Source organism: Octadecabacter ascidiaceicola, from assembly GCF_900185015.1.
Taxonomy (GTDB): Bacteria; Pseudomonadota; Alphaproteobacteria; order Rhodobacterales; family Rhodobacteraceae; genus Octadecabacter; species Octadecabacter ascidiaceicola.
Window position 1 is genome coordinate 200416 of sequence record NZ_FXYD01000002.1, and the last position, 12701, is coordinate 213116.

14 protein-coding genes are annotated in these 12701 nt (G+C 50.1%); 10 read left to right on the plus strand and 4 right to left on the minus strand.

Translation table 11 applies throughout. The features are described from left to right. Positions 1 to 190: 190 nt before the first annotated feature. The 3 genes from OCA8868_RS06360 to OCA8868_RS06365 form a co-directional block, all read right to left on the minus strand. Complete coding sequence (locus OCA8868_RS06360) at positions 191 to 574, minus strand: DUF4158 domain-containing protein (RefSeq protein ID WP_245848078.1); 384 nt, start codon at positions 572 to 574, stop codon at positions 191 to 193. A 114-nt stretch (positions 575 to 688) separates the two neighbouring features. Further along, on the minus strand, positions 689 to 850 hold the full coding sequence (locus OCA8868_RS16630) for a hypothetical protein (protein WP_179214798.1): 162 nt from the start codon (positions 848 to 850) through the stop codon (positions 689 to 691). 8 nt (positions 851 to 858) lie between these two features. Continuing rightward, a complete protein-coding gene (locus OCA8868_RS06365; protein WP_093995745.1) occupies positions 859 to 1962 on the minus strand; it encodes a cis-3-hydroxy-L-proline dehydratase in 1104 nt (367 codons plus the stop codon). 118 nt (positions 1963 to 2080) lie between these two features. On the opposite strand from OCA8868_RS06365, the gene OCA8868_RS06370 reads away from it, so the two are divergent. The 9 genes from OCA8868_RS06370 to OCA8868_RS16635 all read left to right on the plus strand — a co-directional run bounded on the left by OCA8868_RS06370 (position 2081) and on the right by OCA8868_RS16635 (position 10516). After that, positions 2081 to 3118: a GlxA family transcriptional regulator gene (locus tag OCA8868_RS06370; RefSeq protein WP_218822671.1), complete on the plus strand. Its 1038-nt coding sequence runs from the start codon at positions 2081 to 2083 to the stop codon at positions 3116 to 3118. Positions 3119 to 3247: 129 nt separating this feature from the next. Further along, positions 3248 to 4078 carry a transporter substrate-binding domain-containing protein gene (locus tag OCA8868_RS06375; protein ID WP_179214799.1) on the plus strand — a complete coding sequence of 277 codons (831 nt, stop codon included), beginning with the start codon at positions 3248 to 3250 and terminating at the stop codon, positions 4076 to 4078. An 88-nt stretch (positions 4079 to 4166) separates the two neighbouring features. Continuing rightward, on the plus strand, positions 4167 to 4829 hold the full coding sequence (locus tag OCA8868_RS06380) for an amino acid ABC transporter permease (RefSeq protein WP_093995747.1): 663 nt from the start codon (positions 4167 to 4169) through the stop codon (positions 4827 to 4829). A gap of 10 nt (positions 4830 to 4839) precedes the next feature. Then, positions 4840 to 5517, plus strand: a complete 678-nt coding sequence (locus tag OCA8868_RS06385) for an amino acid ABC transporter permease (protein ID WP_093995748.1) — start codon at positions 4840 to 4842, stop codon at positions 5515 to 5517. After that, a complete protein-coding gene (locus OCA8868_RS06390) occupies positions 5514 to 6236 on the plus strand; it encodes an amino acid ABC transporter ATP-binding protein (RefSeq protein WP_093995749.1) in 723 nt (240 codons plus the stop codon). The genes OCA8868_RS06385 and OCA8868_RS06390 overlap by 4 nt, the downstream gene beginning before the upstream one ends. A gap of 25 nt (positions 6237 to 6261) precedes the next feature. Further along, complete coding sequence (locus tag OCA8868_RS06395) at positions 6262 to 7179, plus strand: dihydrodipicolinate synthase family protein (protein ID WP_093995750.1); 918 nt, start codon at positions 6262 to 6264, stop codon at positions 7177 to 7179. A gap of 5 nt (positions 7180 to 7184) precedes the next feature. Then, positions 7185 to 8681, plus strand: coding sequence for an aldehyde dehydrogenase (locus tag OCA8868_RS06400; RefSeq protein WP_093995751.1), 1497 nt, complete (start codon positions 7185 to 7187; stop codon positions 8679 to 8681). 202 nt (positions 8682 to 8883) lie between these two features. Then, positions 8884 to 9909, plus strand: coding sequence for a GlxA family transcriptional regulator (locus tag OCA8868_RS06405; protein WP_093995752.1), 1026 nt, complete (start codon positions 8884 to 8886; stop codon positions 9907 to 9909). A gap of 280 nt (positions 9910 to 10189) precedes the next feature. After that, positions 10190 to 10516: an Arm DNA-binding domain-containing protein gene (locus OCA8868_RS16635; protein ID WP_179214800.1), complete on the plus strand. Its 327-nt coding sequence runs from the start codon at positions 10190 to 10192 to the stop codon at positions 10514 to 10516. A 260-nt stretch (positions 10517 to 10776) separates the two neighbouring features. On the opposite strand, the gene OCA8868_RS06415 is transcribed toward OCA8868_RS16635, so the two are convergent. Then, entirely contained in the window at positions 10777 to 11073 is a 297-nt protein-coding gene (locus tag OCA8868_RS06415) for a hypothetical protein (protein ID WP_143849551.1), read from the minus strand. A 646-nt stretch (positions 11074 to 11719) separates the two neighbouring features. Here OCA8868_RS06415 and OCA8868_RS06420 point away from each other — a divergent pair. Continuing rightward, positions 11720 to 12682: a helix-turn-helix transcriptional regulator gene (locus OCA8868_RS06420; protein ID WP_093995754.1), complete on the plus strand. Its 963-nt coding sequence runs from the start codon at positions 11720 to 11722 to the stop codon at positions 12680 to 12682. The last annotated feature ends 19 nt before the right edge of the window (positions 12683 to 12701 follow it).

The window sequence follows — 12701 nt, forward strand, 5'->3', positions numbered from 1 at the left end:
GCCCCGGCACCGTTCTTCTGCCGCAGAAAACCATGCGCTCCTCGCGGATCGGCAAGACATTCTTCCAATGCCGCTCTGGCTTCCTTTGATACCTCGCCCGAGACCTCTGCCAGAAACCTTTCCTAGAACGCATGCAGGGCAGAACGGACCGCACGTTCCATAATCTTCCGCGAGGGCACGGATATCGCTTTCAACAACGCCCAACTGAAACCAAAATCAATGAGAGGGTCGATGGTTGGGCCTGATCTGGCACATTCCTCAACAAGCACAGTATGGAGTTCCGCGCGATCCCGCGCATTCGCCCGGCGAAACCCCAGATTGCGTAGGATATCAAGGCGGTGACGGCGGGCAGCGTCAGATTGCAGATCGTATAGATGGACATCGGTGCCCAGCTTTTCCTCAACATACTGAACCTGGTCGTTTGCAATTTCATGAGCGTACCCGGAAAATACCCGCGACTGCGAAAATGAACCAGCTGAAGCGCCAACCCTGTGCGCATTGCGTGACGATATCCCTGAACGAAATCCAGCTCGCCATACGACAGGCTCCACACATTCAGTTCTTCGCGATCCATCTGAATACCCCTTGACCAAAAGGGCGAACTTCCCGAGGAATCAGAAAACCGTCAAGTGTTCTCTTGTTTTGCTCTTGTTCCTCATAACCCCTAATCTGTGCACGCTCGGCGCGGTTAGGCCAAAGTGACGCCGCGCCCGAACAACGAATAAGGCCCGTCTTCCAGAAGGATGTCTTGAACCTTGGGTAGCGCCCCTTGAAGGCCAAGGAAAAGAGCCGTAATGGCTTTCTCCCAAGTCATTTTCTGGCGAAAGTCAACTGCGGAGACCAACTTCACTTGCAGCCTCAGACTGTTATTGATGCAATAGGCGCACCGAGCAGATCCCAATTAGGTTCAACACCCAATCCGGGTTTGTGCGACATGGACATAAATCCATCTTTGATGACAGGGCCGCCTTCAGCAATCGGGTGTGTGGCATATTCATGAAATGCAGATGACTGAAAATGATATTCACGTGGGGTGGAATGGGCGAGATGCGCAATTGCAGCATCAGCAATCTCACCACCCCATGTGTCTTCGATTGTCATAACAATACCTAAAGAAGTGCATACGTCACGAATAATGCGCGACTTAGTCAATCCGCCCATACGGCTGATTTTTAGGTTGATGGCATCCATCGCGCGTTCACGGTGGCCACGCATAACTGCCTGCAAGCTGTCCATGCACTCATCCAATATCATAGGGTGCGGCGAGTGATCCCGCACCACACGACATTCCTCATAGGTTTCACAAGGCTGTTCGATGTAAAGGCTTAGGTCCGAAACCGCCGAAACAACGCGTACAGCGTCATGTTGGTACCAGCCACAGTTCGCATCAGCCGCCAGTCTATTACCGGGCTTCAATTCTGCTACAACTTTGCGAATGCGTTCGATATCGACATCAGGGTCTGCACCGACTTTCATCTGAAATTGTTTGAACCCTTGTTCCTGATAATCAATGAGCTTTTCAACCATAGCTTCCGGTTCGGATCGTGAAACGACCTTAAAGAGTCGCACCTCGTCTTGCAGACGCCCCCCCAAAAGGTTGCAAACCGGTTGCCCAGTCACTTTGCCGAAGATGTCATGACAGGCGATATCTACCGCCGATTTGACGTAAGGGTGCCCTTTAAGGAGTTTGTCCATCAACACGTTGATCGCGCCAATTTGGCGAGGGTCTTGACCAATCAGTCCGGGCGCCATTGTTGCAATGCCCGCACGCGCCCCTTCGGCAAACGCAGGTAAATAGGCAGGCCCAAGCGGGCAGATTTCTCCAACGCCATATATCCCTTCGTCAGTTTCGATCTGAACAACCGTGCTGTCGAATGCTTCAAAACTCTGGTTGGACCAGGAATAGGACCCTTCTTTCATCGGAAGGCTGACCTGATAGAGATTTATTTTGGTAATTTTCATGGGGTTCCTCTTCGAAAATCAGGCAATCTCAGTTGAGCTTGGAACTTCTGTGGCTCCAAGGATAGTATGTTTGGGTCAATTTCGTGTATGCAGTCGACTGTAAGAAAAGGGGACAGACGTGATTGAGCGAAAAGAATACCAGTGGATTGGTCCGAAAATGGCTCCACCAGATATCGTTCCACCCCTGCGTGTAGGCATCATTCCTACCCCTGATTTCACACTAATGTCCTTTTCTTGTCTGGTCGAATACCTGCGTCTTGCCGCAGATGAAAACGACTTTAGCAGACAAGTTTATTGCACTTGGTCGTTGTTATCGCCGGATAATAATCCCTTGGTCTCAAGCAGTGGGTTTGCCATGTTGCCCACAGCTGATATGAGCAATCTTGACCAATATGATTATCTTGTTTTTCATGGCGGAACCATGCATTCTGCTACACCAATTCCACAATATATTTACGATGCCATTCAACAAGCAGTAGACAAAAAAATCCCCATTGTTGGCTTGTGTACAGGGCAATTTTTACTTGCTGAAATGGGGCTTTTGGATGGTCGACAGTGTGCTGTCCACTTTTCCTTAGAGCCATTGTTACGCAAACACTTCCCTCGAGTTTTGCCAATTTCTGACAAGCCTGTTGTCGAAGATGGGCCTTATATTACATGTCCAGGAGGGCTTGCTTCTCTGAACTTGGGAACCAGACTTGTTTCTAAGACCTGCGGTGCATCTCGGGTTGAAAAAGTTCTCCACTATTTGATGGCTGACAAGAAAAGCATTTTTGACGGGAACGTTGACCGCGATCAAGCCTTTATCGGTGAGCACTGCCAGGACAGGCGTGTCGTAAACGCGATCGGCATTATGCGCCAACGCATGTATGAGCGGTGTGACATTTCCGAAATTGCTGATCAGGTTGGCACAACAAAGAGAGAGCTTACCCGGCTCTTTAACCGCTATCTGCGCGTACCACCGGCTGAATATTGGCGCAACATCCGGCTAACCTCTGCGCATTGGATGGTAAACAACACCGATCGATCAATTACCCAGATTGCATATGAATGTGGGTTCACAGACAGCTCGCACATGATCCGGTGGTTCCAAAAGCGCTACAAGCTAACACCCACAGCATTGCGTAAAGCCAACATCGAAGTCGGCATGCATTGACGCTTACAATTTTTTGTCCTTTACGTACAATTATTTTGCGGCCTTTCGATCAACAGTACGACTATGCGGCAATGCGGCCCAGCTTTTACAGTTCGGCCAAAGGCCATTTGGGAGAAAAGGGAGATCGAAATGAATTTACCAAATTACATGACAGGATTGGTAGCCGCGATGGGCCTGAGCGTTGTCGCTCATGCTGCGCAGGCTGATTTGCTGGATGACATTATTGCGGATGGCGAGCTGAAGTGCGGTGTCATGCTAGACGTGCCGCCCGTCGGGATGCGCGATAATGACAACAACCCAATCGGGTTCGACGTCGAATTTTGCCAGGATATGGCTGAAGCTTTGGGGGTTGAAGCGACAATAGTTGAAACACCCGGGCCGGATCGCATTCCCGCAATCCTGTCCGGTCGGGTTCATGTCGGCATCGCGTCTGCTACTAACACACTAGAGCGTGCAAAGGCCGTTGGTTTTAGCATCCCCTACCAAATTTGGGACGTGGGTGTTGCAGTCGCCGCCGACAACACTGACATCAACTCCTACACAGACCTTGCTGGCAAGCGTGTCGGCACTGTTCGAGGGACTAGCGGAGAAGTCGCATTTTTAAGCGAATTTGAAACCTGGGAAGATCAGGGAACAACCTATTCTTCCTTTGGTTCCAACGCGGAACAATTTCTAGCGCTGCAACAAGGTAAAGTTGATGCAATTGTTGAATCGACTACCATTTTTGGTGAATACGCCAAAGGCGAAGGCGCTGATGTAATACGCGTTTGCTGTTCGTTTGAGTCTGCACCATCTGACTGGACTGGCTTGATGGTAAAACGCAACGAGCAGGGTTTCCTAAATTGGGTTAACCTGTTCGTTTGGCATCAGTGGAAAGACGGGCGCACAAACGAACTGTACAACACATGGTTTGGCTATGATGCTCCTCAAATGAGCTTCCCTGGCGTGCACGGCTACTAAATAGCCAACCCACTTAACAGGTCGATCCGGAAGGCTTGCCCTCCGGATCGACACTTTTGGTATCAATCGCAAGATCCGGAGGCACTTCATGTTCGACTATCGTTTTCAATGGCGTGTCGTATGGAAACATTGGCCCGAGCTACTGGAAGCCGCGTTGCTGACGTTGCAAATCACGGTCCTTTCGGTGGTATTTGGCTTGATGATCGGGATGGTGCTGTCCGTCTGGCGCAAATCTGACAACAAGATTCTCTATTGGTTTACGGCCACCTGGGTTGCCCTGGCACGTAACACACCGGCTCTTTTGCAAATCTATCTTGCCTTCTTTGGTCTAGGTGCTTTGGGTATTCACTTCTCGCCTTATACCGCCGTGCTGGCCGCCATCACATTCAACAACGCAGGCTACCTCGCAGAAATCCTACGTGGCGGCATGGACTCGATTAGCCCATCACAGCGTGGTGCGGCATTGGGGCTAGGGATGAAGCCGCTGCAAATGTACGTATACGTCATATTCCCACAGGTGCTGAAAGCCGTATTTCTACCCATCACAAATCAGATTGTTTGGGCAATGCTTGGAACTTCACTAGGAATGATTATTGGCCTGCAAGAGCTGACTGGAATGACAACTTTTCTACAATCTCAGACCTTCCGGCCATTTGAATTTTATCTCGCTGCAGCGGTGATTTACCTGATCGTCTGTGAAACCATCTTGATTTTTGCCCGCCTCGTGGCGTGGCGTGCATTCCGCTGGTGAGGAGCGAGTCATGAACAACCTTACACTAACCTTCACCGCAAATGACTTCATGCTGATGTTACAGGGTGCTGGCATCACATTCGTTCTAACGATTGTCAGCGGTTTTTTTGGATCCCTCATCGGCTTTATCATTGGCTGGGGTCGGTCACTGGGACTGTGGTGGCTCTACTATTTACTAGGCCTGTTTATTGAAGTGGTTCGGTCTGTTCCCTTGATCATTCAGTTTGTGCTTTTCAATAGCTTTTTGGCGATTGCAGGTTATCCGATTGATCCGTTCACATCAGGGATAATTACGCTGTCGATCTACATCGCGGCTTATGTCGCAGAGGTTGTAAAGGCCGGCATTGATGCTGTACCGCCGACAATGGTCAAAGCGGCGCGTGGACTTGGAATGAGCTATTTCCAGTGTTTTCGGTTTGTCGTGGTACCGATTGGCACCAGATCAGTATTGCCATCCTGGACCGGTCTGATGCTGGGCTTGATGAAAGATACCTCGCTGATCGCAGTCCTTGGCGCTTCACCACCGGAATTGTTGCGTTCTTCGCAGATCATCATAACCCGCATTCAAGAACCACTGGCCATTCTGATTGGTGCGGGCGCGTTTTACTTCATCATGTGCCATTTCATCACCGTAGCGGTGCAACGTTACGAAACATCTTGGGCATCCAAAGGAAAGGTCACAGCATGATCAAAATTGAAGGGGTACGGAAGTCATTTGGCGCTCTGGAAGTTCTCAAAGGGATCGATCTGACCGTCGAAAGGGGCGAAGTTCTTTGCCTAATTGGCGGCAGTGGTTCTGGCAAATCTACCTTGCTAATGTGCATCAACGCACTGGAGGGGATTGATGCAGGCCGGGTCGAAGTCGACGGCATTGATGTGCACGCCCCTCAGACCGAAAAAAACAAACTGCGTCAGAAAATGGGGATCGTGTTTCAGCAGTTCAATGCATTTCCGCATCTGACGGCCCGTGACAATGTTGCGTTAGCACCCCGGCGCGTATTAGGTCAAAACAAGGTCGAAACCTTAGAATTGGCAGAACATCATCTGGCGCATGTGGGGTTGGGCGACAAACTTGACCACTTCCCATCTGAACTTTCCGGCGGACAACAGCAGCGTTTGGCCATTGCGCGGGCTTTGGCGATGAAGCCCGATTACATGTTGCTTGACGAAGTAACTTCAGCGCTGGACCCTGAATTGGTTGGCGAAGTGCTCGATACACTCCGGCTTTTGGCCGAAGAGGGGATTACGATGATTGCGGTGACGCATGAAATCCCTTTCGCACGCGAAGTGGCAGACCGGGTGGCGTTTTTCCACCAAGGTGTAATCCATGAGGTCGGCCCAGCCAAAAGTTTGATCAGCAATCCCCAAATGGAACGCACCCAAGAGTTTTTGGGTAAGATTCTGTGAATGTATTAACTTGGGAGATGTCCTCGTGACTCCATTATTCAAATTCGAAGGTATTTACACGCCTGTTGTGACACCGTTTTTTGCAGATGGCAGCGTCAATCATAACGCATTGTCCGATGTGATCGAAAACCTGATCGACAAAGGTGTGCATGGGCTGATTACTGGCGGATCAACAGGCGAAAATTATGCGCAGGGCGTTGAAGAGCGTCTAGAAATTGCCAAATTTACGCATGCACAAACTAGGGGTCGAATCCCGGTAATTGTTGGCACAGGTGCCATGATGACACCGGATTCGATCGCGCTTGCGACGGGTGCGCGAGATATTGGTGCCGACGCAATACTGGTGGCCTCGCCGCCCTATTCCGTCCCGACCGAACGCGAGAATGCATTGAATGCTCTGGCGATTGACCGAGCAGCGAACCTGCCAGTGATGCTGTATAATTACCCAGGACGTATGGGCGTACACATGGGCGAAGAGTTTTTGGACCGTGTTGGCCGTTCAAGCAATATTTGTGCCATCAAAGAAAGCTCTGGTGACATCAATCGCGTACATCTTCTGGCGCGTGATTATCCTCATATACAGATGTCCTGCGGGATGGATGATCAAGCGCTCGAATTTTTCGCTTGGGGCGCGCGCAGCTGGGTCTGTGGCGGTTCAAACTTCCTGCCCGAAGAACACCTCGCGCTATACAACGCCTGCGCAGTTGAGGGAGATTTCGACAAGGGTCGCCGGATTATGTCCGCAATGTTGCCATTGATGGCGTTGCTGGAACAGGGCGGAAAATTTATCCAATGCATCAAGCACGGCGTCACCCTGAATGGCATCGACGCCGGACCAATGCGCCCGCCACTAAAGGGGTTAAGCAAGGATGACAAACGCGCACTGGAACAGGTTGTCCAGGTGCTCAAACGCACAATCGCTAACATTCAAGCGGAAGGATAAGAACCATGGATCTGCTGACACAAGAGGAATATCAGGCCATCGCAGCGAATCTGATCTTACCAACAAATGCCTTTATTGATGGCGGGTATCGCCCTGCCGCATCAGGAAAGAGGTTCAAATCGGTTAATCCAGCTACAGGCAAAACCTTAGCTAAGATTGCAGCATGCGGGCAAGAGGACGTTGATTTTGCGGTTGAAAAGGCACGTGAAGCCTTTGAAGATGGCCGCTGGAGCCGCACAAATCCGTCCGAGCGCAAAGACATCCTAATCCGGTTTGCAAAACTTCTGACTCGCAATGCGCGTGAACTTGCGGTGATGGAAAGCCTCGATAGTGGCAAAACCATCTTTGATTGCGAAACCGTCGACATCCCTGAAACCATAAATTGCATCAAATGGCATGCCGAAGCGGTAGACAAGATCTACGATCAGGTCTCGCCCGCGTCGGACGATCACATTGCCATGGTCGTTCGCGAACCAATCGGAGTAGTTGGCCTTGTGCTGCCTTGGAATTTTCCGCTGTTGATGTTGGCGTGGAAAATAGGGCCTGCTCTGGCTGCAGGTTGTTCGGTCTTGGTGAAACCTGCGGAAGAGACCAGTATAACCGCACTGCGCGTTGCCGAACTCGCATGCGAGGCCGGTATCCCCAAAGGGGTTTTGAACATCGTACCTGGCGGTGGCGCTGACGTGGGAGAACCAATCGGGCGGCATATGGATATCGATATGGTGTCCTTCACCGGATCAACCGTGACCGGCAAGCGCTTTCTGTCTTACTCAGCTGAAAGCAATGCAAAGGAAGTCGTACTTGAAATGGGAGGTAAGAATCCCGCAATTGTCATGGAGGACGCTGAGAACCTTGACCGAGTGGCGGAACACATCGTCAATGGCGCATTCTGGAATATGGGCGAAAACTGCTCAGCCACGTCGCGCCTGATCGTACACCGAGATGTCAAAGCCGTACTGATCGACCATATTGAGGCCCATATGCGTCATTGGAATGTCGGCGCACCGCTTGATCCAAGTACCCGCGTTGGCGCCTTGGTCAGCAAAGCCCATTTCGACAAGGTTTGCGGTTATCTTGACGTTACCACAGACATTGTCCTTGGGGGGAAAGCTGAAAACGGATTTGTGGAACCTACGGTGATCAACATTCCCGGGAACGATCACAAACTGGCACGAGAAGAAATCTTTGGTCCCGTCCTTTCGATTATAGAAGTCAGCGGCTTTGATCAGGCAATACAAATCGCGAATGACACAGAGTATGGACTTTGTGCATCGATTTTCACGGGGAACGCTACACGCGCCATCCGGGGCGCGCGGGCATTGCGCGCAGGCACGGTGACCGTGAACAGCTTTGGCGAGGGTGACATCAGCACCCCCTTTGGCGGATATAAACAATCCGGATTTGGCGGGCGCGACAACTCACTCCATGCACATGATCAGTATACACAGCTCAAGACCATCTGGATCGACATTGCAGGTGCGCAGGATGATGTTGCAGGTTGATCAAACCCAAAGTCACAACTCATCCGGCATTGCAGCGAATTGTTTCGTATTGCTTTACTATCTTGGTTGCGGACCCAAGTTGGATGGGTGCCTTTGCTTCACCGAAGGAAACTGAAAGGAGCGGACTCCCGGACTTACCACTCGTTGCGAACAACAATAGGGCTCTTTCTGATGTAATTACCTGTTATTTCTTGGATAGCCGATGACACCAAATAAATTTGTTCCCAGAGGTGCCGCGAGTTTTCATGTAAAGCATGAAGGCCCCGCGAAAGATTTGTATTTTCTCTTGTTACCGAAACTCACCATGCTCGCTTTTGCTTCGGCAGTTGAAGTCCTTCGGGTTGCAAATCAAGTCACCAACAAAGAGCTATATCGCTGGTTTCTGTTGTCTGAGAATGGCGCTGTAGTTCGCTGCTCAAACGGAATTGAGATTACACCAGATTCCCGACTTGAAGACCTGCCTCGAGGCGCGATGACATTCGTATGCTCAGGGATTGAACCAGCTAATACTGTCAGTACAAATGTTTTGGCGTGGGTACGGCGGCAAAGCGCGTTCGGATCGAAGTTTGGAGGCATTTGTACCGGCGCCTTCGCCTTGGCCAAGACTGGGTTACTCGAAGGCAAAAGATTCACACTTCACTGGGAGAACGTGCCATCTTTCACTGAGCACTATTATGACCTGCAACCGACGAATAACCTCTATGAAATTGATGGAACTTTGATGACGTGCGGTGGTGGAAGTGCCGCAACCGACATGATGCTGGAAATGATCGAAGTAGAACACGGAAAGGACCTAGCGATGATTGTGTCGGATATGTGCATTCATCACAGATCGAATAATCGAGAGACACCTCAAAAATCAGCCTACTCGGTCGCTCTTAACAGCCGCAATCAAAGTCTGATCAACGCGATGCAATTGATGGATGAGTCTATAGAAGACCCATTGGAAATCGCTGACATCGCAGATCGTGTGAAACTGTCGCGAAGGCAATTAGAACGTTTGTTTAAGAAATATCTTAACGATTCACCTAACCGGTACTTTATCCAGCTTCGCGTTTCCCGAGCGTATGCACTGTTGAACGAAACCAACATGAACGTTGCGCAGATTGCAGCAGCTACAGGATTTGCAAGCGCGACACATTTAGCGTCTAGGTTCAGGAAACGTTTTGGTCAGTCTCCGACGACCTTTAGGAGGGGTTGGGTCGAACAACCCGAGAAAGCACCTTAGATGCTTTGAGACGATGGCCCATACCCGCCTCGGTCACGCTATCAGCGTTTAGCTGTGTTTGTGATCAAAAACCGGAAGTTTTATTTCAAATATCTAACTACAACGCAACAAATAGGTACGATTTAGTAGCTTTGCACACCTGACCTGAGCCCCTAAAACTCCTCCAAATTTGTGTGGAGTCCGCCCGACAAAAGGACGGACAAATGAAGGCACGATTTACGGACGAACAGATCATTGCGATGATCAAGGAGCAGGAAGCGGGCGAGAAGACCGCTGACGTGTGGGGCGCTATCCAGACCTGTCCTTGGCGGATGCCCGAAAGCAAGCAAAACAGCTATTGGCCAACAATGCATTGGAGGAAGGGGCGTTTGTGCCTGAAGGGCCAATCATCTCGTTTGCTCAGGCCAGAGAAGACTTCCTCGCCGACTGCGAACGCCGCAATAAGCCACGAACCGTGGCCGACTATCGCCGTTTGCTGCATAAGCATTTCACTTTCAAAGGTGATGTTCGTGAGGTTAGCCGAGCTCAAATCATGAAGGTTATCTCTAAACTTTCAGACACACCTTCAGAGAAACCCCATGCGTATGTCGCCATATACCCTGCATGATCTGCGCCGTACATTCGCCACTACGCACGCAAAACTCGGCACTCCGATCCATGTTACTTAAAAGCTGTTGAACCACGTTTCAGTCACGATTAGCGGCGTTGCGGCGGTATACAACCGCCACACCTACCTAGAGGAAATGCGGGTCGCTGTGACCGCATATGATGATTATCTCACCAAATTGATCCAAGACTGTTAGTTTATTAGCCTGTCGGGAATTGTCGAAGCCCAAGCGTTTCGATGCATTCGTACAATTGAAGATGTTAGTGGTGAGCTGGAAGGCGAAACAGCGGAGATGTGCCCCAAGGCAATGGTACTTCCTCTATCGCGTCTTCGATTGCAAACTTCATTTCAGTTGACAGTGCGTGTTCCGTAGAGATCTGCACAAATTGTTGCTTTTCAAACTCCTGACTGAAATTGCGAAACGAGCCTAACACCCGCTCAGCTTCTGTTCGTTGCGACTCAGTAAGTTCCGAAAAAGCTGCTGAAGCAACTATTCTATCAACGAAGATACTTATAACGTCGTACGCACGATTTTCGTCATCTGGTTTCACGGTCATGAACTGCATCCGCCAATCATGAGGCTGATATTCAAGAATACACTGATCAAGTATCCTTAGGTCATCAAAGTTTTCGGGACGCCCAAGTTTTGTGGCACAATTGGAAACTGTTGTCGCTAACGGCACGCGCAAAAACTGCCAAGGTTCTGCTGTTGCAAAGTCGGAAATTCACGCCTGACGAGATAGCTAAGCAGTTAGAAATTGGTCGGGCGTCGGTTTACCGCATCCTTAGGGATCATCGTTTGCCCGGCGATGTGAGTTGATCTTGAGGTCTGCGGCGTTTGGTTAGTTCACCGTAATGATTTGGATGTTCATCACAACAGGCGATGGCAGCATTACAGACATTCGGGTAAATCGCAGCTAATGACGGTTGAGAGCCCAGACTGTTTGATGCCGCGTTCATCACGAAGGTCTGCTCTGGTTCAGTCGACCATGAAGCTTCACACTGTATTCAGCAAGGATCTAACTCTAAGGCGAAAGCTTGAATATAGCCATATTCAAAAAATGCAACAGAACCTCTATTGTCCCCATGGGGGCTCGCAAAAACTGAGTCGTTGGACAAGATATTGCTCCTCTTATTGTGATTGCCATCACACCCTGAAGGTGCGGAAGGCTCGGTGAAACACCATATTTGATCGAATTGGACATGATGCAAAATAAACCGGTGATCACGACTGAAACACTCACCAAGTGGCAATATGTAGTCGACCAGATATCTGAAATTGCAGAGGTCCCGGCGACGCTGATCATGCATGCACACGATCAGAAAAATAACGTTTTTGTAAAAAGTACTGGCAACGAGAATCCCTATGTCGAGGGGCAATCCTTCCAGCTTCATGACAAGCTGTATTGCTTTGGCGTGCTTGAAAATGACGCAGAACTTTGCGTCGAGGACGCAACCTGCGACCCGCATTGGTACGATAACCCTGACATGGAATACGGGATGAGCTTTTATGTTGGGCTTCCTCTGAAATGGCCGGACGGTTCGATTTTTGGGACAATCTGCATGTTGGACCGGTTTCGAAACAAGCGCGCTTTGTCCTTTCGCAATGGATTACGTCAGTTCTGTCGAATTGTCGAAGACGACCTAGCCATGCTTGAAGAAATCGAACACCGAAAAAAGGCAGAGACCCGTTTACAGCAAGAGCTGGACGCCCGTGAAGCGATTATCAATAAACGGACCCGGGATCTGGAAGATGCCAACACCGCACTACGGGTCTTGTTGATGGGGGTCGAGATTTCGAAAAACGAAGTCGAAGAACGCATCGTCCAGCAAATCAGAGGGCTTGTGCTACCTCATGTCGGTCGATTGCAGCAACTGGTTGCGGACGACAATCGCGCGCTGTCGCATCTCGACATTGTTGAAATGAACCTCAAAAATATCACGTCTGACTTCACGGGAAAGTTGGCTCAAGCGATGGAAGGGTTGACGCCAACAGAGGCCGAAATTGTCCAGTTGATCGTCCAAGGGCGCAGCACAAAGGAAATTGCCAAGACATTGTCACGCGGCACCAGCACGGTCGATTTTCATCGTAACAATATTCGCCAGAAACTGGGCCTTACTCACCGAGGCAAGAACTTGCGGCAGCACTTGACGACATTAGTCTAATATGGGGTTTTACCCCATA